The organism is Acidiferrobacterales bacterium (genome assembly GCA_028820695.1).
Taxonomy (GTDB): domain Bacteria; phylum Pseudomonadota; class Gammaproteobacteria; order Arenicellales; family JAJDZL01; genus JAJDZL01.
Genome location: JAPPIB010000010.1, coordinates 11,822 through 34,820, shown reverse-complemented (window position 1 = coordinate 34,820; position 22,999 = coordinate 11,822). Strand labels below are relative to the sequence as shown.

Below are 22,999 nucleotides of genomic sequence, written 5' to 3'. Positions count from 1 at the left end.
AAGATTAACCGATGAAGGCCGGATGGGGATACTGCCGCGCAGCGGCTTCGTTCAACACCGAATGACGTGAACTTGAACATGTTGTTCAGTTCAATTGGAAGAGGCGACAAGGCGGCAGTTGTTCTCAGTGTGATTTGATTTTCACGGGCGTTTATCTATCAATCGTTATTTCACAGGCGATTGGAGATATAGGAGGCGCGGAAATGACGAAAAGGAAAATTGCAATGAGAAAGCATAAAGAGATATTGCGGATGCATCACGACTGTGGCTGGTCGATGCGTCGCATTAGCGAGGTAGTGCAAGTCAGTGTCGGTACGGTTCACAACATATTGATGCAGTCAAAGCGAGCTGGGCTGCAATGGCCGCTTGGTGACGACATCGATGAGCAGCGACTTGCAGAGATTTTGTATCGAAGTGATGATGGCGAGCAAAATGCGCACGAGGTTGATTACGCTTGGGTGCGCAGCCAGTTACAGTTAAAGTCAGTGACGCGCAAATTGCTTTGGATGGAGCTTTGTGAGCAACACGACTACCGTCACAGTTATGGGTGGTTTTGTCGCAATTACAAAGCGTGGGCGAAACAAGGCAAACGTTCGATGCGCATGAAACATGTTCCTGGCGACACGGTGTTTGTGGATTTTTCGGGGCTGAGTGTTGCGGTTGGCAGTCGCAAGGCACAAATCTTTGTGGCTGCCCTGGGGGTTTCGCATTACACGTTTGTGTGTGCGGTGTGGATGCAGGGACTCAATGACTGGATCGAATGCAACACGCGGATGCTGGAGTATTTCGGCGGAGTTCCGAATTTGGTGGTTCCTGATAATCTGAAAAGCTCGACCATCCGGGCGTGCCGATACGACCCCGACATCAACAGCGCCTATGGACAATGGGCACAGTAATATAGCGTCGCTGTGCTTCCGACTCGTTCGAATCGTCCGAGGGATAAAGCTATCGTGGAAAACTCGGTGCAGCAAATTCAGCGGTGGATTCTCGCACCGCTTCGAAACGAAAGGTTTGACACCCTTGGGCAGCTCAACAAGGCACTTGGTCCGTTGCTTGAGGAACTGAACAGAAAACCGTTTTCAAAGCGTCCGGGAAGCCGCAAAAAGATTTTCGACACAACTGGATGCGCCTGCACTTCGCCGCCTGCCGCTTTTGCCATTTCGACCCGTTGATATCAATACCGCTAAAGTCGGCTACGATTATCACGTCAATTACAGCCGAAGGTGGTATTCAGTACCCCACGTGGTGTCTGACTCTGACGGTTTGAGATGTTTTGATGCGGTGACACAAGCAGGCAGCACTCATGAGCCGATCGTCAGCGGCGGCGGTCGTGCGGCGGTGGAAAAACCCGAGTTTTACAGGGTCAATACGGTGCTGGGGAATCTGAAATCCGCACTTCGCAGCAGCTATCACTCTTTTGAGCCGAAATATGCGCAGCGCTACCTGGCCGAATTCGAATACCGTTTCAATCGGCGCTTCAGCCTGCCGGACCTGGTCCCAAGACTCGCCTACGTTGCCTTGAGAACACCGCCCTTGCCTGAAAAACTCTTGAAACATGGCTTATGTTAAGTGGTAATTAGGAAAGTTTTAACATTCTGTCCAAACACATTGGCTAGACCCGGATCAGTTCCCGCAAGAACGGAACCTCGCGTTCGTCCGCAGGCTCACCGAATTGTCGGGCATACTGATGGCCGGAGTAAACCGCAGCAGCAATCGTTCCAGGTGCATGACAGTCGCCGATGCATCGCGCTTTGGGCGCGTCGGCATTCCCGGTCTGTTCCGACCCGGCTGTGAACCGGTGATACAGCTGATCATTGGGGGTTCTCGCAGTCACCATGACCACATGGTCACATTTGATTTCTGACAGGCGGCCGGAATAGATGCACTGAATTTCGGCGCTTTGCGGCCCGATGGATCTCATCGACTTCGCAGTGACGATGGTGACTCCGAGATCAAGTAACCTGCCCTGTATTGCGTCCTGCTCCAGAGTTTTATGCGTAAAGCTCGATACGTCTGCAGATGGCGTGACAAGCGTTACTCTCGCACCTTGCGAATCGATCAATTCCGAAATGACACCGCCAATGTAATAGTGATCATCGTCGTAAACGATCACATCGCCACTGAGTATCGTGCCCTGCATGATGTCATCAGGTGTATGGACATGGGACTGTTCTGTTCCCGGCAGTGCAAAAGCATGCTGTCGACCGATACCGTCCTTTCGCCAGCTCGAACCGGTCGCAAATACAATGTGATCAGCACCGAACTCAGCAACATCCGATTCAGTCATCGTACTCGCAGGGAACAGCTCGACGTTGGTCAGCTTGTGCAACTGCTGCATTCGGTAGTCGCGCACGCGACCCCACTGTGAAAGTCCCGGCAGAGCGCTTTCAAAATTGACGCGGCCGCCGAATTCCTCATTGGCATCCGCCAGCGTTACCTGACAGCCCCGCTTGCCCAGACTGACCGCACACTCCAACCCAGCCGGACCGCCACCGACAATCAGGATCGAGCCTTTCTCTACAGCCGGAGGGATGATTTCCGGATGCCAACCCCGTCGCCACTCCTCACCCATAGTGGGATTCTGGGTGCAACGGATCGGTGTGATGGTATAGTCTCCGGAAACACAAATGTTGCAACCGATACATTCCCGGATGTCCTCAAGGCGGCCATCCTCAATCTTTTTCGGCAGAAATGGATCTGCAATTGAAGGTCGGGCCGCTCCAATCATATCGAGAATGCCTCTGCGGATCTGCGACACCATGGTGTCCGGCGAGGTAAAGCGCCCCACGCCAACCACCGGTTTCGATGTGACACTCTTGACTGCCTTGATAAATTGCTCCTGGTGGCCTTCCGGCTTGAATCTGGAGGTTGCGGAGTCATTGTCCCAGTCACTTATATTGACATCCCAGATATCAGGGAGTTCCGCAAGCATGCTGACAATCTGAATGCCTTCCTCGTCGCATTCAATCCCATCAGGGCCTCTCAGCTCATCCAGCATCAGACGAACCGCAATCCCGCAGGTATCGCCAACCGCTTCCTTGGTGTCGATGATGATTTCCTTGAGCAACCGAACCCGATTTTCAAGTGAGCCGCCATATTCATCGGTGCGATGATTGAACCTCTTGGACAGAAACTGGCACGGCAGTGTGAGCATGTGTGCGGCATAGACGTATATGATGTCGAAGCCCGTCCTTTGCGCCCGCAATGCCGCCTTGCGGTAGACTTGGCGCAACTCGCGAATGTCGCGCTTGGTCATTGCCCGCGCCTGAACCGGGTCGTAGCTTGATACGGGAATCGCGGATGGTGCGATCGGAACTGTTCGGGAAAACAGATTGGGCGCCTCGCCACCATTGTGAGCCAGTTCAACTGCCGCCAGTGACCCATGTGCGTGAACCGCATCGATCATCAGTTGATGCTGTGGAATATCGTCATCGTCCCACAATCGCTGTTCCATATACGGCGAGACGTCCGAAGAGTGATGGATGTCGCACTCTTCAGTTGAGACAACTGCCCATCCACCCTCCGCCTTCATGCCCCTCATGCCGGCTGCTGTGTGAGGGTGGCCGTGGCCCATTCCGCAACAATGCGGGACTTGATAGAAACGATTTCGAGCGACTACCGGACCGATCTGGACCGGTTCAAAAAGAATGTCATAACGAGGATCGCGCATCGATGTCGGGTCGCTTCGGCTTTCAGACCACACTGCTGAGCCTGTGTGATTCGCCCGGATACCGGGATTCTCAGCCGCTCCAGATGCCTTCTGAAACCAGATCGCTCATGGTCATTTCGATACCTTTCCTGAGAATGCCGACAACCTCATCGATATTGTCCCGGTCCAGTATCAGAGGAGGTGACAGGATATTCAGATGCGCCACCGGCCGAACGATCAGACCAAGTTTCTGGCAGTTTGCGGCAATCCGGTCGCCGATCTTTACGTCCTCATCGAATATTTCCTTGGTCTGGGCGTTGCTGACGTTCTCGATGCACATCATGAAGCACTTGCCCCGAACATCGCCGACAATCGGCAGGTCGCGCAGTGTCTGCAGCTGTTCCTCAAAGTAAGGTCCGACGTCCTGCACGTGCTCACATATCCCATCTCGTTGCATGATCTCGATATTTGTGAGTGCCGCCCGGCAGCACACCGGGTGACCTGAATAGGTAAATCCATGCGTAAACAAAGCTCCATCTGCCGTCGGACTGCTGATCACCTCATACACCTCGTCGGAGATCATGGTCGCCGATAACGGCAGATAACCAGACGATATTCCCTTCGCCGCGGTGATGAAATCCGGTGTCAGGCCAAATACAGGTTCCGATGCGAACATATGACCGATCCGTCCGAATCCGGTGACAACCTCATCTGAGATATAGAGCACCTCATAGCGTTCACAGACCTGTTTGGTCCGACGATGATAACCCTCCGGCGGCACAATGACGCCGCCCGCACCCATGATCGGCTCGGCGATGAATGCCGCGACGTTGTCCGGTCCAAGATTGACGATTTCCTGTTCCAGCTCGTCGACAAGAAAGTCGCAAAACTCCGCGTCCGACATATTTTCCGGTTTGCGATACGGATTGGGGCACGATACATAACTGACAAGTCCAGGGGCCAAATCAAATCCGGTGTGGTCGGCGGTGACTCCTGTCAGTGTCATCGCTAGGTAAGTACTTCCATGGTACGCATCGACCCTGGAAATAATCTTTTTCTTGTTGTGTTTGCCGAGTCGGTTGAAGTAATAATGGATAATTCGAACGGCAGTATCGTTGGCCATCGAACCACCGGAACCGTAGAATACATGATTCAGATTCTCGGGCGCGATTTGCGCGAGTTTGGCAGCCAAACTGGCCGATGGCGGTGTGGTCAGGTGATTGAACGAGGAATAATATGGAATCGCTCGTACCTGGTCAGCAATCGCCTGCGCCATCTCCTCATTGCCATAGCCGATATTGACACACCACAAGCCGCCGATCCCATCGATGTATCGACCACCATCGCTGTCATAGACATAGGGTCCGTTCGCTTCGGCGATCACCAATGAACCCTCCTCATGGAACACCGAGAAATCAGTCCACGGGTGGATGTAGTGATCGCGGTCTTTCTCCCACAGGTCGCGTGTATCGTAATTTTGCTTTAACACTGGTCTTTCCCCAACTTTTGCATATTGATCTAGGTTTTCGGATTGCGGATGACTTTTCGTTCAGATGACAGCAATCACATCGATTTCCATCACCCACTCCGGTTTGGCCAGTCCCTGTACTATCAACCCTGTCGAAACCGGATATACACCTTTAAGCCACTTGCCGATGACCTGATAGACTTCCTCGCGATAGGCCCGGTCAGTGATGTAAACCGTTATCTTGCAGATATCCTCCAGACCGGCTCCAGCCTCCTCAAGCAGCTGCTTGACATTACGCATCGCCTGTTCAGTCTGGGCCGCCGGATCTCCCAACCCGACGATATTGCCGTCAAAGTCACTTCCAACCTGGCCGCGCAGAAAGATCATGTTACCCGCCTTGACAACCTGACTGAGGTCGTTATCCATTGTCCTGCCCGGATAAGTGTCGCGGGTATTGAATTTTCTGAGTCTCGTGTGTGTGGGCATCTTTCTCTTCACATCTTCAGTCAGTCGATCGATATTGCATCCGAGAGATTGGCCGCCTTCTTGACGAATCTCATCGGTTCGGCAAAATCAAAATTCACATATACCGCATTGAGATGCGCGAATGGTGGCGACTGGGCGAACAGTTGAAACGTCAGTTTGTGTCCCGCGTAGTCGGAATTCAGCAGATCTCTTGCCATCGCCAGCAACTTTCGCCGGTCTTCAGACTGCCACTCCTCATTGATCGAATAGTATTTGTTCAACCAGAAACTGACTTCCTCGGACTCAAAATTGACGCTATCCGGTGTCACGCAAATCTGTCCTCCGCACAGCTCCCGGGCAATGTGCATCATGTGATGCAGCTGCGAACACGCCAGCACGCGTCCGGTGTACAGCAATGACTGGTTCGGCATCAGCAATCCCTTTGGACTGACCTCGCCGGCAGCGATGGATGCTGTCAGATGGGCGTTGATGCCCTCCCGATAGCAGACCAGCTGCGCCAGTTTTTCCCGAACTGCCTGCTGCTTGTCCAATCCGGTCTGTCTGACATTGAACATCGCCGCACCGATCATCATGTCAGCAGTTTTCTGAATTCGCTGCACGAACGAAAATGCACTGTAACGGTGGAGCGTGGAGCGGATAAACGTCGCAGCCCGGGTATGCTGATAAAACAGCACGTCCTCCCATGGGATCAATACGTCGTCGAAGATCATCAACGTATCGATCTCGTCGAATCTGTTTGCCAGGGGATAGTCTCTTGCAGACGCGCGACCAGCAAACCCAGAGCGACAGATATGAGTGATTCCCTGCGCGTTCATCGGGGCGATGACTCCAACTGCGTAATCGGACAGTTTCTGATCGCCCCAATTGGCAATCGTGGGCTTTACAAATGCCTGTTCGGCATAGGCGGATGCGGTCTCATACTTAGCGCCTCGAATGACGATTCCCGCATCGGTCTCCCGAACCACATGCAACAGCATATCCGGGTCCTGGTCCTGCGGGCGCTTGGAACGATCACCTTTCGGGTCTGTATTGGCTGAAACGTGAAAGATGTCGTTCTTGATCACTCGATCGATGTGATTCTTGATATTCTGTGCAAACCTTGGATCAATTTCAGCCAGTACGTCGCTGCCGTCGTACAGCGACCACATTTCCCCGACAGTCTCGTCTCCGACTCGTGTCACCACACCGCCAATATCATTCAGGACCGTATCGACTGCCGTTCGTTTCTGATGCCAGTCCCGTTGTTCATACGGCATCTTCAACAAGACCGCATTGGTGTCTCCACTGTCGTCGGTGTAACACAGAAGATCACGATGCTCTTCGATATGCGATAGATCGAATATTCGGGCCCGAATGTCCACAAGCGGTTTGAATGAAGGGTGCGTTGCAACGTTCCTGACCCGCTCACCATCGATATAGACAACACGGCCGTCGTCAAGGGATTCTGTGTATTCCTTGCCTGTCCTTAACACTGCTCTACCTTTAGACTCCAGTGTGGTTATGAATTCGCATCGTCGATCCTGCAAATCCCAAAGTTGCTGAACGACTGCTAAATATAGCACCAGTACCATCTTGGTGTTTCTTTTGTGCGCAGTCAAGGCGCTGCGCGCCATGGCTGGCGTACAAAAAAAGGGCCGCCAGGGTGGCGGCCCAATATCAAAGGAGGATAATAAAATCAAGTCACATTGTGGTTCATGCGAGTCCGGCCTTCCCGGCTACATATGGACCGTAGCTCAGGGTTCCCTGACCCCTCGTTCTCATCAAATCCGAACTGTCCGCGGTCTTCTTGCAATTTCCGTTGACCACGTCTCGGATCGCGTATCGTGGAATTCCGATATCGTCCAGTTGGGCATCACTAAGTGATTGCAGATCGCGTATTGCCTGTCTGCGAATTCCAGCGCTTTTGATTAACTGGATCACACTGTTGATACGCCCTGGTTCTATAAGAGCATGCCCAGCATTCCTGTGAGCATCGGTGGCAATCAAGTTAAAAACTGTCATTTGTTGTTCCTCTCGGTTTATCCGATCAAAATATGAAATAAATATTGGTACTAAACGACCAGGTTGACTATCACAACCAGCACGACTACCGCGCCTATAAATGCAAATCCAACCTTTTCGTGAACTTTCTCAAACATCTTTCATTCCTCAAGAAAAATTCGTCCAATTACCATTACTTTGACTGTTTTCAGCGGTTCGTAATCAAGATTCAGAACTTCGCTTCTCAGTCGACATATAAGATAGTGCATATGAGCGATTTTTCAAGAGACATATTTTCCTGATATCATGAATAATAATTCATATTAGTATTTTTTAATATAATATGTATATTATTGATATATTAGTTTATTTATACATGTTGTTTCAAAGAGTGTTTATTTTATAGACAAAGATATCATCATATTCAACATCAGATGAATGCGAATGACTGGAATTTGTTCGAAATTTTTCCAGATTGTGTCAGCTGTCAGAGTCAATATCGCCTGTCTGCGGCCGACCTGAAAACGAATCAAGCTTGCCGGATGTTACGGAACGTTTTGCAGGCCGGGACGTGTTGGCAAGCGCCAGCAGGATATTTTCTGTTGCGTGGACAGGCGAGCTTCAGGCGGCTTTCCGCAAGACGGTCTGTTCAATCCCGACAAGCCCGATTTTGAAAATTAAATTGGTTTGCTGTCGTAGTAAAATCTACCCTTTTGCAACCCGTGCCCGCGAACAATCCGTTCTTGAAAGGTGGGCAGCGCAGATAGTCTTAGGTACGCCGATGTTCAATGTCATACCCACGCCGAGAGTGCGTGCATCGCCCTTTTATGACGCAACTGTTGCTGATGGTGTCAAGGGTTTCACTGCCTATAACAGGATGCTTCTGCCGACCTCATATGGTGATCCTGAAGGTGAGTACTGGCGTTTGCTGCAAGGTGTGTCGATGTGGGACGTCGCCTGTGAGCGACAAGTCCAGTTGAAAGGATCCGACGCAGGCAAGCTGGCACAGTTGCTTTCGACACGCGATTTGACGACATTGTCAGTCGAACGGGGGAAATACGCACCGATTTGCAACCATCAGGGCATTTTGCTCAACGACCCAGTCGTCAACAAGCTGTCAGACGATGTCTACTGGATTTCCATTGCTGATTCGCAGATCCAGTTTTGGGCGAGCGCGATCGCGGCCGAGAGATCCTTGAGTGTCGAAGTTTCGGAACCGGATGTCTCACCTCTGGCGGTTCAGGGACCGCATGCAGAAAAGACAGTCTGCGCCCTGCTCGGTGAGTGGGTCGGCGAACTTGGACTTTTTCGAATCAAGGAAACCGAGATTGAAGGCATCCCCCTCATTGTGGGACGTTCGGGGTACTCGAAACAGGGTGGATTCGAACTTTATCTGTGTGATGGGACCAAAGGTTCCGAGTTATGGAATCTGGTCAAGGAGGCCGGCCGGCCGTGGGATATCCGGCCGGGCACACCAAATCATTCGGAGAGAATTGAGTCTGGATTGCTCAGTTTCGGCTGTGATACCGATGACAGGACCAATCCATATGAAGTCAGGTTGGGGAAATTTGTTGATTTGCGACTGTCCGATGAAGTGATCGGAATCCGCGCGTTGCGCGGCATCAAGCAGCAAGGTATTCAACGACATCAATTGGGTGTCGTCATCAACGCAAAACTGTCACATACGCTGGCCAGAACCTGGTGCGACGTTCTGAGAAACGGTAACAAAATCGGCTCGGTAACGAGTACCGCATACTCCTGGCGCATGCAAGCAAACGTCGGGTTGGCGTTGGTCTCCACGACAGTTCAGGCCGGCGATTGCGCGCAAGTTGTATTCCAGGGTAAAAAATACGAGGCACAATTTGTCGAACTGCCTTTTTTCTAGGCGGCAAGAGTTCGGAGCGTGACGAATTTTCCAAATCCGTCGCCCGCAAAAGCGAATATATTAATCTGTGACAGAGAGCAAGTCGGGGAAAGTCAATGGCAGTCAATACCCTCTACAATAAAATTTGGGACAGGCACACCGTGTGTCAGTTGCAAACCGGTCAGTACCAGTTGTTCATAGGGTTGCATCTGATTCATGAGGTCACCAGCCCCCAGGCATGCGACATGCTTCGCGAGCGCGGCGTGAAAGTTGCCTACCCTGAGCGCACCGTCGCGACCATCGATCACATCATTCCGACTGCCAGCCAGGCAAGACCATATAAGGATCCTGAGGCGGAAGCCATGGCACAGGCTCTTCAGGACAACACGACTGAGTTCAACATTCGATACTTCGGTGTCGGTACACCTGAGCAGGGAATTGTGCACGTAATCGGGCCCGAGCAGGGCATGGTGCACCCCGGAATGACCGTAGCCTGCGGCGATTCCCACACTTCCACCCATGGCGCCTTCGGCACACTCGCATTCGGAATCGGCACTACCCAGGTGGGTGACGTGCTTGCGACCCAGTGCCTGAGTATGGACACACTCAAGGTGCGTCGTATCGAGGTCAATGGCATCTTGGGAGATGGCGTGTTCGCAAAGGACGTCATCTTGCATATCATCCGCAAACTCGGGGTCAAGGCAGGGATCGGCCATGCCTATGAATATGCAGGGTCAACCATTGATGCGATGACGATGGAGGAACGGATGACGGTCTGCAACATGTCGATTGAGGGAGGTGCCCGAATCGGCTATGTCAACCCCGACAGCACGACATACGACTATCTTAAGGGGCGACCATTTGCACCTGCCGGAAATGCCTGGGACAATGCGGTGAATTACTGGGAGTCGACACGTTCAGAGCCCGATGCAGAATACGACGATGAGATCCAGATTTCGGCCCCTGAAATCGCGCCGCATATTTCCTGGGGCATCAACCCCGGCCAAAGCGTGGGCATTGATGAGGACCTGCCGGTACTCAGTTCGCTGCCTGACGGGGAGCGCCAGACTGCGCAACGCGCCTTCGAGTACATGAAACTCAAACCCGGGCAGTCCATGAACGGTGTCAAGATCGATGTTGTTTTTATCGGCAGTTGCACAAATTCCCGGATCGAGGATCTGCGGGCAGCAGCGCAGATTGTGAAAAATCAGAAAGTCTCCAAAGATGTTCGTGCAATCGTTGTTCCCGGATCGCGGGAAGTCGCCAGACAATCGGTCGCGGAAGGTCTGGATCAGATATTCCTTGAAGCGGGTCTGGAGTGGCGCCAGCCGGGATGTTCCATGTGTCTCGCCATGAACCCGGACCGTTTGCAAGGCGACGAGATATGTGCCAGTACCAGCAATCGAAATTTCATCGGGCGGCAAGGCAGTCCGAGCGGCAGGACGCTCCTGATGTCACCTCCAATGGCGGCTGCAGCCGCGATCAATGGTGCCGTCACGGACATCCGCTCCAACTCCGCCTGAGATGGTGAGGTCATTGCAATGACAGATGCAAAAGTCAGAACAGTAACTGGTAAGGCTATTGCCATAGTTGGTGACGACATCGATACCGACCGAATCATACCAGCCAGATTTCTGAAGGAAATCACGTTTGCAAATCTCGGAAAATTTCCATTTTTCGATGAGCGTTACGATGACGCCATGAACGAGAAGGAGCATCCGTTCAACCATGGCGACCGACAGGGGGCAAGGCTGTTGTTTGTCAATAAGAACTTTGGTTGCGGTTCCAGTCGAGAACATGCTCCGCAGGCACTTCACAGATGGGGAATCCATGCGATTGTGGGTGAGTCGTTCGCTGAGATTTTCGCATCGAACTGCATCACACTCGGCATCCCTGCTGTCACTGCGTCCGGGTCGGACATGCGGGAGGTTCAGGACCGGTGCCAGGCGCAGTCGGAGCTTCAATGGACAGTCGATCTGGCAACAGGACGACTGACCTGTGCAGACGCGTCAATCGACGTCCATATGAGAGAACACCATAAGAATACACTCATGGAAGGATTGTGGGACAGCACGTCGCTTCTGCTCGACAATATGGATAAGGTGGCGAGTCTCTACGATTCACTGCCGTATACGAACGGCTACAATAGATAGCAGGTTCAGCAGCGCTATCCTGTTTGCCTGCAAACAGGGCTCACCCAGATGACAGCGACATAAACATGCCCGACCACAAAGCCTGACGATTGCCGATTCTTTCGCACTGTGACAACCCATGGAAATTGCACCGGAACAAATCAGAGCGATCGCATGTGAGGTAAGCGACTTTCTCAAGCAGTTGGCCAATGAGCAACGCTTGGTAATTCTGTGCCATCTCGTTGACGGCGAAAAGTCGGTAAGCGAGTTGCAGGACTTGCTGGGTCTGGACCAATCCTCCACCTCGCAGCATCTCGCCCGGCTGCGAAAGCAGGGAATCATTCAGGCGAGAAAAGACTCACAATCCAACTACTACTCGATTTGCGACGAGAAGGTCCTCCAAATCATTCAGCTTCTCCATGAAATCTACTGTTCCGACCCTGATTCCTCTCCGCAAAACAGTCGGCAGTAGTCACTTCTCCTGTTTACCATCGCTTCGAGACTCGAATCGAAGCTACTTCTCACAGTGAACAATTCGACTTGTTCAGCGATTGCAATCGTCGGAATGGCATGCCGATTTCCAGGCGGTGCCAACACCCTCAGTTCCTATTGGTCCAATATCGTAAATCAGGTTGACTGTATTGAACCGATTCCACAGGGACGGTGGAGTCAGGCTGTTTTCCAAGGTATGGCTGCAACTCCGGAGACGGAATTTGCAAAAGTTGGCGGGTTCGTACATGACATCGATGAGTTCGACTCCTCCTTCTTTGGAATCTCTCCCCGGGAAGCGATGGAAGTTGACCCGCAACAACGAATTTTGCTTGAGCTCGCATGGCGCTGCATGGTGGATGCCGCGATATCTGCACAACACTTGAGTGAGATTGTTACAGGTGTCTACGTCGGTGTGATCAATCACGACCACGAAAGGTTGATTCTTTCGGATCATGAACGGATTTGCGCACATTCCGGTCTGGGACGCTCTGCCAGTATCGCATCTGACAGGATTTCGTATTGTTTTGACTTCAGTGGCCCCAGTCCGACTATTGACACCGCGTGTTCATCTTCGTTGACTGCGGTCGATGCCGCATGCAAGGCACTGAGGTCGGGCGAAGTGGACGCTGCCTTTGCCGGCGGTGCGAATGCCATCCTCCTGCCGGAAAGCTACATGGAATTCTCACAGGCATCCATGCTTTCGAAATCCGGCAAGTGCCGGGCGTTCGACAAGGATGCGGATGGATTCGTTCGGGCCGAAGGTGGCGGGATGATTCTCCTGAAGCGGCTTTCGGATGCCCTGCTCGACGGCGACAGAATCTATTCTACGATCACGGCCAGCACGGTGAATCAGGACGGTCGCACAGCGGGAATGATGTCTCCGAATCCAGAAGCACAGAAAAAAATGATGACAGATGCCCTGCGAGTTGCCGGAATAGAGCCCTCAGACATCGGTTACATTGAGTCTCACGGTACCGGAACACAGGCAGGTGATCCTGTTGAGGCCACTGCGCTCGGAGAAGTTTACGGGCAGGCAGCCGGCTATCAAAGTCTTCCGGTCGGGTCGGTCAAGACCAATATCGGACATACAGAGGCCGCCGCCGGTATTGCAGGTCTGATCAAGGCGGCACTCGCAGTATGGCACGGATTCATTCCACCCAATGTGAACTTTACGACCCCGAACCCGGAGATCGATTTCGATGGCCTGGGCATTCACATTCCAGTTGAAGGGCGTGTATGGAACAATCCCGAGAACTCCCCGCGCATGGCTGCGGTCAATTCATTCGGATTCGGAGGTGCGAATGCCCATGTGATCATCCAGCAGTGCCCGATTCACACTGTATCTTCCAAACACAATGTCGTTCTGCCATTGTTGCTGCCCTTGACAGCATCGTCGTCTGCGGGTCTTGATCGACTGCGCAAACGTATCGAACAGCTGCCGCACGGCAATATCGAGGCAATATCACAACTGTGTCATACCGCAGGAAGGCAGCCACAACTGAGTTATCGACAGGCGGTTGCTTTCAATCCGGAACTTGCGGAAGGACCGACTGCTCCCATTGAAGTCTTTCAGTTCGGGCAAGACTTCAACAGACATTCAAGCGATTCACCGCCAACAGTGGCATTTGTCTTCAATGGAATCGGAGCCGGATGGCAGCGGGCAGGACGGGAACTATATTCCCAGCAACCTGATTTCAGATCAACAATTGATCTATGTCACGCAATATTCAAGGACCTGTACGGGATTTCAACATTACATGACTTCTTCGCTCAAAACTCCACTTTTCAGCCGTCCGGCGTCGTGAGTTTTCATGTGCTGCAATTTGCACTTCAGATCTCATTGGCCGAGTTATGGAAAGCTTGGGGACTGCGCCCCACTGCAGTCGTAGGGCACAGTGTCGGAGAAATCGCTGCTGCGTACGTCTGCGGAAGTATTGATCTTATCGATGCTGTCAAGGTTGTTGCGGACCGCGCCCGAATTTTTGAGCAATTCATGGAAGATGGTCTGATGCTGGCAGGCGGCATCACACAAATCGAGGCGGCGAACCTGATCGGCAAATACGAGCATGAAGCGTTTATCGCCGCTTACAACAGCGAATCATCGCTCACCCTGTCGGGGACACGTACAACGATGCAACAATTGGGCGAGCAACTGCAAAAGCAAGGCAAATTCATCCGGACACTGGATTTGGCCGTGCCATTCCATAGTCCCCTGATACAAGCATGTCAGGCGCAAGTCCTGGATAAGATGGAGTCGATTGAACTCGCCAGTCCGCAACTTCGCTGGTATTCGTCTGTCCACGGTCGGGAAGTCGTATCGGCTGTCGACCCGATGTTCTGGTGGCGCAACTTCCGTGATCCGGTTCGATTTGCTGAATGCATGCAATCGTGCATCGCTGACGGGTCGACAGTATTTGTTGAAGTCGGCCCTCACCCGTATCTCTCATTCAGCATCGCCGAATGCCTGGGTGCTGACAAGACAGCGCGACATTGGACGTATTCCCTGAAACGGACTGGCAATGATGCATTGGCGATGAAGTCAGCTGTTTCCACTTTGTTCAACTTGGGGGTTTCCTTCAACTGGATGAAGATCAATCCGATCACTGAGATTTGCGACTTCCCGGAACCCCAATTCGATCGAACCTCATTTCGACGTTCTATCCCTGCTCCGGCGACCGCGGAGTTCGATCGTCTTCAAGTCCACACCCGCGCACAAAACGAACGCCCGGTCACGACAGTCAGGGAAGTATTTCTGGATGTAAATAACTGGAACTGGCTGAACAGGCATCGAATCGACGGTGAGATCATTTTTCCTGCATCCGGTTACATCAAGTACTTGCTTGAAGCGGCACACAATCACACCTCAGGGACTGCATTCGAATTAAGCGAGATTCAGTTCAGGAAAATGCTGCTGTTGTCGGATGATACGGATTTGAGCAATTCGTTCAAACTGATGACGTCCACCGATGAGACTGCCGGGCAATTCGATTGTCAGATTGCGAAACAATCCTCACAGGGGAGCCAAGAGATCATCCATGCTCACACGAAATTCGCCGCAACCGACCTGGAGCAACCCGCGATCGATCTGGCACCGTTGGAAGAGAGTTGTACTGATCTCCCTTTGGATTACATCTCCCAGAAACTCTCGCCACTGGGGCTGGAAGGTGACTGCGACTCGTGGTCATATACACTTTTAAAGAAAATCAGTAACACCGAAGCGTTTGTCGGATTGACTGTGGAAAGCAAATCCCCCGAACAGCAGCAACATCTGATACATCCGACTTTGCTGGACCTGTGTTTCAGGGCTTCGGCAGTCCTGCTCGACATGAGTCAGCTCTATGTCCCGAAGCAGATAGAAAAAATGACCTTTTGGGGTGGTAGAGATACGGATTGTGTCTTGTGCCAGATCAAACTGCATGGTCAATCTGAAAGAACGGTTGCATTCGATCTGGTCATAGCCGATGAGGGGGGTTCAGTCATCGCAAACATCTCGCAGCTGATACTCAAATCCGCAAAGTTTGACTCGGTCGATTCGCGCCAATCGGCTGAACAGCCTGCCATACTTCAGCCGACCTTGGTATTTGATCACACCCTATCTCCTCAAGCGCCGCGATTCGGTGACAAAACCCAGTCCATCCTCTCGAATCCGATCAGCTGCGCCATGCGTCTCGCCGAGCGTGAGGAAGATTCCCGAAGTCATAAGACGGTGTCCTCGCTGCCTGGCGATCTGACGGTCCACCATATCGGACGAGCATTGAAGCAACTCGGATTTCCTGCAACCGGGGAGCAATATTCACTGAGCCAAATCGAGCAGATGTGCCAGATTGAATTTGAGCAAAAAGCCCAGTTCAATGCCCTGCTCTCTATGCTTGAGCACAGACAAGTGCTGGATATCAGTCGCAAGTTTATTGGAGGATCACGCGACATTGATGAAAACAGCTCGGTCGTCAAAGTCCTTCATGACTTACCTTCGAATCCTGAACCGATTCTGGAAGAGATATTTGGACTGCGCGGGACTTGGGACTATACCTACGAAATACGTCTGATCGACCTTTGCGGCAGAAAACTTGGTCGTGTGCTGACCGGCACACAAACCGGAATCAGCACACTGTTCCCGGATGGTGCTGTACTGCCACTGCAGGGATTCTATGAGTTCTCACCGACCTGCCGTCCTTCAGTCGAATTATTGGTCGAGTCAGTTGAGAATCTGCTGGTGAACTGGACATCATGCAAAAAATGCAGAATTCTGGAACTAGGCGGGGGGACAGGTGCACTGTTGTCCCGCCTCGCGCCGACTCTTCAGACTCACCCGGTCGAGTATACATTTACCGACGTATCTCGCAGTTTCGTCAGGTATGCGAAAGAACGATTTGGCGAGTTCGATTTCATAAGTTTTCAGACATTGGATATCGATGCAAGCTACGAAGCTCAGAACATTTCGGCAAACGCCTATGACATAGTTCTGGCGAATGACGTGCTGCATCTTTCCCGTGACATTCAAAGTGCATTGCTACGAATTCAGGATGCGCTCGCAGATGGCGGACGATTCCACTTCATCGAGCTGACGACGGAACCCGATTGGGCGGCTTTGGTTTTCGGAATGCTCAGAGACTGGTGGCATAAAACAGAAGATGTTCGGCAACCGGTCGGTCCGTGCCGCGACGTCGAATTTTGGAAAGTCCAGATGGCCTTGAACGGATTCAGCGAGATTGTATCTGTCGAAAGTTCTGATCTGGTGCATACCATCTTTACTGCCGAGTGCAAGAAAGAGGTCGCCTTCGCTGACCCATACCGTGCAGCGAGGTCTCTTAAGCGAGCAATGATCCTTTCGGGCCGTGACACCTACTCAGACAAATTGATTGATTCTCTGGATTGCCAGGTCAAATCTGTTGTACATCCCGGTGCCAGTTATAGGAGTCGCCATCAGACGTATGAGATACGGACAGATAAACTGGAAGACCATGTCAGATTGGTTGATGACCTGCGAAGTGCTGCTGGTCTGCCCCGCGAAATCATTATGTTGTGGAACTGGTTTCCTCTGGAACCGGAAACTTCATTCGACAAGACAGTTGATTCCATCGCGTCAACCTTGGTTTCGATCTCTCACCTGCTAAAGGCGTTCGTCCAGCTGAGAATCAGTCTTCCGCGAATAACCTTGATAACGGCCAATGTCCATCAAGATTCCGATTCGGTTGACATCAGGTCATGTCTGAATGCCACGCTTTGGAGTCTGGGCAGATCAATCAGAAATGAATTCCCCGACACCTCATGCCGAATAGTTGATATTGATCCTGTGCAAATAGACCGGATCAAGGAGCTATGCCAATTCATACTAGATAGAAATGAAGTCCTCGAAGCGGTTCTGCATCGGAAGGGATGGGCATTGCCCGCCGCTAGAAATTCAGTGCCCGATGTTGCAAGTCAGCCGGTTGAGATCGGTTGCCTTCAACCTGGAGATCTTTCAAGTATCCGACCCATCGCAGCCGGAATACCGCAACTCAGGCCCACCGAGATACTGATTGAGGCAGCGGCGTCAGCTCTCAACTTCCGCGATGTGCTGATCGCTCTCAACGCACTGCCTGAATACGCCATTCAAGATGGCATGATGCAAGATTTTCTGGGCATGGAATGCGCCGGCAAGATCGTCAGGATTGGTGATCAGGTTGAAGGTTTTTCACCCGGAGACAAAGTCATTGCACTGGCACCGCGTGCAATGGGAAACCTCGTCACCGCGCGATCGCAGTTTGTTCGAACAATTCCAGCGGGATGGTCATATGAACAGATTGCAGGAATTCCAGCAGCCTATATGACCGCGTTCTGTTGTCTCGAACAGCTGCCGCAAGCCGGGCCTGGTCTTTCAGTTCTGATTCACTCGGCTTCCGGAGGGGTGGGACTGGCCCTGATTAATCTGCTCCGGCAATCGGGCGCGACTGTTTATGCAACCGTCGGCTCCAGCGATAAGGCTGACTTTCTGAATCTATTGGGAATCCAGCATGTAGCAACTTCCCGTTCAATATCGTTCGTCGACGATGTAAACGAATGGACCTGCGGTCAAGGTGTGGATCTGATCGTCAACACGCTTGCAGGCGACTTGGCCCGTGCCAACGCGAAGTTGCTCAAACCGGCTGGCGTATTTGTGGAGTTGGGAAAGCACCCCTCATTGAGTGAAGTCCATGAATCGATAGTGAGTGCCAATCCCGATGCAAGCATACGGATCGTCGATATCGACAGACTGTGGAAGGAATCACCGGAACAACTCTCGGCACTGTTCCACTCGGTGATGAAAGAAGTTGAACACAGAGCCTGTCCCGCACTTCCCAGCACAGTATTCCCGCACAGCAATGCCAAGGATGCATTCCGCTACATGGCAAACGCGAAGCACGTCGGCAAGGTGATTTTGGAGTTTAAGCGTCGTTGTCCAAGTCTCGGTCTGGATTCGCCCATTTCGTCAGCGGCAACTTATCTCGTTGCCGGCGGAACGCGTGGCTTCGGCCTTGCTACGGTACAGTGGCTGAGTGAGGTTGGTGCGCGCCACATCATAGTGGTGGGACGCACTGCGGGTCAGTCCGATCAATTGCAGAAACTAAAGATGAGACTGACCGATTCCGGAATCTCTGTAAAGACTGTAGCGACTGACATTACCGACTTGGGAAAATTCAAGGAGTCTGTCGACGAAGTGGCATCCGATGTCCCGCCGATTAAGGGAGTCTTTCACTGTGCAATGGACATTGACGATCGTGTGATTACCAACTTGGACTATGAAAGTTGCCAGACTAACCTCAGAGCGAAACTCGTCGGCGCATGGAATCTCTACAAGATCACGGAGAATCAGCGATTGGATTTTTTCGCGATCTATTCATCTGTGACGTCTTTGATCGGGCCGGCCGGCCAATCAGCTTATTCGGCTGCAAACGCTTTTTTGGATTCGTTCGCTAAATTCCTGAGGGCGCAAGGTGTGTCGGCGACTTCCATCAATTGGGGTGCTGTATCAGACTACGGATATGTCGCGGGCAATAAGGAAAAGTCGATGCGATCAATCAACCGATATGGCGTCAGGCCCCTGCCTGCCCGTTCGATGCTGGAACCGCTGGGAGACATTCTAACGTCGAACAGTCTCTCTCAACTCATAGTCTCGGGCAGCAACGGGTCACTGATCAGCGATTGGACCGGATCGGATCTCAACGGACAGAGGCCAGGCGGCGAAACTCGTCGAAATGATTCAGCAAGACCAAGCGCATATATGGACCGTAACAACTTCGAGCATACAGTGCTTTCCTGCTTTTCGAAAGTATTGGAATTACCGATGGACTCCATCGAGCCGGGTGAGTCTGTTTTGGATCTCGGTGTTGACAGCCTGCTGGCTGTCGAACTTTCCCATCTGCTCGGATCGGAAGCAAATGTGGAAATCAGCGCTGCCGACCTGCTTCAGTCAATTACGATTCGGGACATCATCCAATCACATGCAAACGCGGACAGCTAACGCCAAATATCGACATCGATACCCTGTTCAATGAAGTGGTCAGCGCGAGCTGAGATGTATCGCTGAAAATTCGGTTCATTCTGATAGGACTCACTTTGGACATAGTCAAACAGCGACTGGGTGTGAAAAATCTTAAACCATGCTTCAGATCGAATGACTTCCTCGCCGACATGATTGAAAAGCAAGATGGTAGGTGCATAGCTGACGTTGAGATCCGAAGCCCATTCGCGGGCAGTGGTCTCCATTCCGGTTGTCGTAATCAGAGGCTGATTCGACCACATATCGAGTTGCACGACATCAAAATTGTCCAACAGATTCCGGGTATCCTCATCGACAAGAACCTTGTGGTGCAGAGTTTCGCAGTTAGGACACTGCTTCTGCTCGAAAAACACAGCAAGCGGTTTATCCGACGCATCGTTCGATCGCTCCAGGTTGTAGGGCGGCGACTGGAAAAAATTCTGGGTTATCAACTTGTCTGCCCCTTCACCGGTGACTGGCTGACTATGCACAAAGTCTCTATAACTCATCTGGGATTCGTGGTGTTCTGCAACAAATCGCAGCGCAGTGAGAAACTCATTGGGTGGCAGATATCCGTTGAGTGTCAGGATTGGCTTTCCCTGCTCATTGAAGAATAACAGGGTTGGCGTGAACTGCACCCGAAGTGCGGAAGCGAATTCCTTTTCGGTGAACGTTTCTCCATCCACTGTGATGATTTCTCGATCACCCCAGATGTTCAATTCAATCACTTCGAACCTCGACCGCATCAAATCGACAATGTTTTTCTGACTCAGATTTCTCTCAACCAGAAGATTGCAATACGGGCAGCCGTCCTGGTGCATCAGCAGCATGACTCGTTTTCCCTGTTCTGCGGCTTCCGCTATGTCGTCCGAGAATTCCAGGAAACTTTCCTTGAACCAAGATGGGTACACGGTTGGCTTCGCACCTGAAAATGTACCCGGCGACACTTTAGTGGCGGAATTGGAATCTGCGTGACTGTCAAGTCCAAACAAAAATACTGACGACAGGACCACAATAGCCGAGACTATCCGAACAGAAGGCGTGATGTGATTTCGCATAACTTTCTCTTATGGAGTTGACGAGACGTTATATTCAACCTGGACTGTCATTTTAAGGGTTTTCCATCTGAGTTGGCAACGACAAGTCTGTCCGCTCTCGTGGACGGTGCAAAAATATCTTGCCTTGCCATTTCAATCGTCGCCGGGCCAGGTACAGGACACCATCAGGTTTTCGCCATCCTTCGCAATCGGGCTTCGAAGTAGACAACAACCAGTCCGCTGCAAACAATCAGAGCGCTGCCGATATAGTCGCTCAAACCGGGCAAATCTCCCCACACGATGAATCCAACAGCAATCGCAAATGGCAGCGAAACATACTCAAACGGTGCGACAACGGATGCCTGGGCGATTCTATAGGACTGCGAAAGCAGGTAAGTGCCTGCTGCAGATGCCGCTCCGCAAATCAGCAAAATCTGGAAATCCTTGAGACTCGGCCAAAGCCAGGCTCGTAACAGAAAATCCAGCGTCGGATGATCAAATGTATTGAATCGACCGTCACCAATCAGCAATCCACTCAGCAAACTGAATATGAGAAAACATGCCTGAATGTAAAAGCTCATCGACTCGGCGGAGTCACTGATTGCCAGCTTGCGTGTCATCATCACCATCAGCGAATATGTGAACGCTGCTCCAACTGGCAGGAATACACTCCAACTGAAATCAGTACCGCCCGGCTGCGCAATGACGACCACACCGAGCATTCCAGCCGCAATTGCCATCCATCGCGGTAAGCCGACAGGTTCATGCAGAATCACCCTGGCAAGTATGCAAATAAAAAATGGCGCACAATAAAACAAAGCCACTGTCGTGGCCAGGGGCATCACGGACAGCCCCAGAAAGAAAAATATATTGGCCAAGACAAGCATGAACCCCCGAATCAGGTGCAACCCGAGCCGCCGTGTTCTCACCCGCGACAAATCACCGAAGTACTTGGCGAAAACAACCACCATAGTGAGTGCAAACAGGGCTCTGATGAGCGTGATTTCATGCAACGCATAAGTTGAACTCAGCCACTTGATAATCGCATCACTCACCGTCAAGCACAACAACGCGAATATCAGGCACACAATACCTTGTACATTCTGACTTAAGTTATTGATAATTCGTCTGTTCATTGAATCAGCACAGCGTCGTTTCCAGAAGGTTCGATGCTTGCAGCCTGCCCGCCTCCGGTACAGTCGAACCCAAAGAATATATCTGAACAGGCTGGTCTCCATACGTCCGAAGTAGCGACAACTTCAATACGATTCGAAAAGAATCCCCGAAGGGGCTGCGCTTGCACTTCACAACAGTCGCACAAAATGCCTGCAACTGCTTCCAACAATAGCTGCAATGCAGAACCTGAGTGAAAGAAAGGTCAAATGAGTGAGTGTTATCCAACCTTTGAAAGTGCAATTTTTCGGCTCATACGAATTTCAAGCAAAACCACGACAAGTCCACTGCCAATGATCAGGGCACTGCCGATATAGTCTCTCAATCCGGGCACGTCTCCCCATACCAACAAGCCTGCGAGAATCGCCAGCGGCAGCGAAGCATACTCAAAGGGTACAACTACCGATGCTTCAGCAATACGGTAAGACTGGGACAGAAGATAAACCCCTACTGCGGATACAACACCACAAATAATCAGCAACTGATACACGGAAAGACTAGGCCATAGCCATGCTCTTAGCAGAAAATCCAACGATGCTTGGCTGAACACGTTGAACCGGCCATCTCCAATGAGAAATCCGGATATTGTGCTCAACATAATGAATGAAATCAGAATGTAAACGCTCATTGAACCGGCAGAATCGCTGATCGCGAGTTTTCGCGTCATCATGATCATCAACGCATAAGTCACTGCTGACAATACGGGAAATATGACACTCCAGTTGAAATCTACTCCGCCTGGTTGGGCAATTACAAGCACACCAACCATCCCCACGACTATCGCCAGCCATCTTTGAAGTCCTACAGTCTCTCCAAGAAACATCTTTGCAATCAGACATACGAACAAAGGCGCACAGAAAAACAGAGCGACCGCAGTCGCCATCGGCATGGCTGCCAGTCCCAGGAAATAAAAGGCGTCCGAAAGTACAAGCATGAATCCTCGCAATATGTGCAGCCACGGTCGCTTTGTTTTCAGTTGCGATAAACCGCCAAAGAAGTGGGCAAATACCAATATCAGAACCAATGCAATCGCCGCCTTGATCAGCGTCAGTTCATGCAATGGATAATACGGACTCAGCCATTTGATAATTGCATCACTGATCGTCAGGAATACCAGTGCGATGAACAGGCACAGGATACCTTGAAAATTTTGGCTGGTGCGTGCCAGGAATTGCACGTAGGTCTTTCCGGCTCAGATGTTCAAAATTACGAGTTGAGAC

General features: G+C 51.6%; 15 protein-coding genes and 1 pseudogene. 8 read left to right on the top strand and 8 right to left on the bottom strand.

Features of this window, described 5'->3' with window-relative positions; genetic code table 11:
* Positions 1 to 224 precede the first annotated feature (224 nt).
* The 3 genes and pseudogenes from OXI60_01525 to OXI60_01515 all read left to right on the top strand — a co-directional run bounded on the left by OXI60_01525 (position 225) and on the right by OXI60_01515 (position 1,569).
* The gene (locus tag OXI60_01525; GenBank protein ID MDE0308499.1) at positions 225 to 896 is read left to right on the top strand and encodes a hypothetical protein; all 672 of its coding nucleotides are present in this window, start codon (positions 225 to 227) and stop codon (positions 894 to 896) included.
* 54 nt (positions 897 to 950) lie between these two features.
* Positions 951 to 1,172, top strand: coding sequence for a hypothetical protein (locus tag OXI60_01520; protein ID MDE0308498.1), 222 nt, complete (start codon positions 951 to 953; stop codon positions 1,170 to 1,172).
* 34 nt (positions 1,173 to 1,206) lie between these two features.
* A pseudogene (locus OXI60_01515) lies at positions 1,207 to 1,569 on the top strand (transposase).
* A 43-nt stretch (positions 1,570 to 1,612) separates the two neighbouring features.
* Here the strand turns inward: OXI60_01515 and OXI60_01510 are convergent.
* From OXI60_01510 to OXI60_01490, 5 genes are all read right to left on the bottom strand, one after another.
* Positions 1,613 to 3,703: an FAD-dependent oxidoreductase gene (locus OXI60_01510; protein MDE0308497.1), complete on the bottom strand. Its 2,091-nt coding sequence runs from the start codon at positions 3,701 to 3,703 to the stop codon at positions 1,613 to 1,615.
* A 37-nt stretch (positions 3,704 to 3,740) separates the two neighbouring features.
* Positions 3,741 to 5,138, bottom strand: coding sequence for an aminotransferase (locus tag OXI60_01505; protein ID MDE0308496.1), 1,398 nt, complete (start codon positions 5,136 to 5,138; stop codon positions 3,741 to 3,743).
* A 60-nt stretch (positions 5,139 to 5,198) separates the two neighbouring features.
* Positions 5,199 to 5,603: a RidA family protein gene (locus OXI60_01500; GenBank protein MDE0308495.1), complete on the bottom strand. Its 405-nt coding sequence runs from the start codon at positions 5,601 to 5,603 to the stop codon at positions 5,199 to 5,201.
* Between the two features lie 20 nt (positions 5,604 to 5,623).
* Positions 5,624 to 7,075 (bottom strand): 4-hydroxyphenylacetate 3-hydroxylase family protein, encoded by a 1,452-nt coding sequence (locus tag OXI60_01495; GenBank protein MDE0308494.1) that lies wholly within the window; start codon positions 7,073 to 7,075, stop codon positions 5,624 to 5,626.
* Between the two features lie 220 nt (positions 7,076 to 7,295).
* On the bottom strand, positions 7,296 to 7,604 hold the full coding sequence (locus OXI60_01490; GenBank protein MDE0308493.1) for a DUF1127 domain-containing protein: 309 nt from the start codon (positions 7,602 to 7,604) through the stop codon (positions 7,296 to 7,298).
* A 514-nt stretch (positions 7,605 to 8,118) separates the two neighbouring features.
* On the opposite strand from OXI60_01490, the gene OXI60_01485 reads away from it, so the two are divergent.
* The 5 genes from OXI60_01485 (at position 8,119) to OXI60_01465 (ending at position 19,551) form a co-directional block, all read left to right on the top strand.
* On the top strand, positions 8,119 to 9,468 hold the full coding sequence (locus OXI60_01485; GenBank protein MDE0308492.1) for a hypothetical protein: 1,350 nt from the start codon (positions 8,119 to 8,121) through the stop codon (positions 9,466 to 9,468).
* Positions 9,469 to 9,563: 95 nt separating this feature from the next.
* Complete coding sequence (gene leuC, locus OXI60_01480) at positions 9,564 to 10,970, top strand: 3-isopropylmalate dehydratase large subunit (protein MDE0308491.1); 1,407 nt, start codon at positions 9,564 to 9,566, stop codon at positions 10,968 to 10,970.
* Between the two features lie 18 nt (positions 10,971 to 10,988).
* Positions 10,989 to 11,600 (top strand): 3-isopropylmalate dehydratase small subunit, encoded by a 612-nt coding sequence (leuD, locus tag OXI60_01475; protein MDE0308490.1) that lies wholly within the window; start codon positions 10,989 to 10,991, stop codon positions 11,598 to 11,600.
* A 118-nt stretch (positions 11,601 to 11,718) separates the two neighbouring features.
* The gene (locus tag OXI60_01470; GenBank protein ID MDE0308489.1) at positions 11,719 to 12,051 is read left to right on the top strand and encodes a metalloregulator ArsR/SmtB family transcription factor; all 333 of its coding nucleotides are present in this window, start codon (positions 11,719 to 11,721) and stop codon (positions 12,049 to 12,051) included.
* A gap of 54 nt (positions 12,052 to 12,105) precedes the next feature.
* On the top strand, positions 12,106 to 19,551 hold the full coding sequence (locus tag OXI60_01465) for an SDR family NAD(P)-dependent oxidoreductase (protein MDE0308488.1): 7,446 nt from the start codon (positions 12,106 to 12,108) through the stop codon (positions 19,549 to 19,551).
* Here the strand turns inward: OXI60_01465 and OXI60_01460 are convergent.
* The 3 genes from OXI60_01460 to OXI60_01450 form a co-directional block, all read right to left on the bottom strand.
* Entirely contained in the window at positions 19,548 to 20,627 is a 1,080-nt protein-coding gene (locus OXI60_01460; protein MDE0308487.1) for a thioredoxin fold domain-containing protein, read from the bottom strand. The two genes, OXI60_01465 and OXI60_01460, sit on opposite strands and share 4 nt — an antisense overlap.
* Before the next feature lie 164 nt (positions 20,628 to 20,791).
* The gene (locus OXI60_01455) at positions 20,792 to 21,742 is read right to left on the bottom strand and encodes a DMT family transporter (protein ID MDE0308486.1); all 951 of its coding nucleotides are present in this window, start codon (positions 21,740 to 21,742) and stop codon (positions 20,792 to 20,794) included.
* A 257-nt stretch (positions 21,743 to 21,999) separates the two neighbouring features.
* Positions 22,000 to 22,956, bottom strand: a complete 957-nt coding sequence (locus tag OXI60_01450; GenBank protein MDE0308485.1) for a DMT family transporter — start codon at positions 22,954 to 22,956, stop codon at positions 22,000 to 22,002.
* Between the last annotated feature and the right edge of the window lie 43 nt (positions 22,957 to 22,999).

Bases quoted from the DNA above. Each gene is read 5' to 3' on its own strand.
- OXI60_01525 (MDE0308499.1), top strand. From the start codon at position 225: ATGAGAAAGCATAAAGAGATATTGCGGATGCATCACGACTGTGGCTGG.
- OXI60_01500 (MDE0308495.1), bottom strand. From the start codon at position 5,603: ATGCCCACACACACGAGACTCAGAAAATTCAATACCCGCGACACTTAT.
- OXI60_01490 (MDE0308493.1), bottom strand. From the start codon at position 7,604: ATGACAGTTTTTAACTTGATTGCCACCGATGCTCACAGGAATGCTGGG.
- leuC (MDE0308491.1), top strand. From the start codon at position 9,564: ATGGCAGTCAATACCCTCTACAATAAAATTTGGGACAGGCACACCGTG.
- leuD (MDE0308490.1), top strand. From the start codon at position 10,989: ATGACAGATGCAAAAGTCAGAACAGTAACTGGTAAGGCTATTGCCATA.
- OXI60_01470 (MDE0308489.1), top strand. From the start codon at position 11,719: ATGGAAATTGCACCGGAACAAATCAGAGCGATCGCATGTGAGGTAAGC.
- OXI60_01460 (MDE0308487.1), bottom strand. From the start codon at position 20,627: ATGCGAAATCACATCACGCCTTCTGTTCGGATAGTCTCGGCTATTGTG.
- OXI60_01455 (MDE0308486.1), bottom strand. From the start codon at position 21,742: ATGAACAGACGAATTATCAATAACTTAAGTCAGAATGTACAAGGTATT.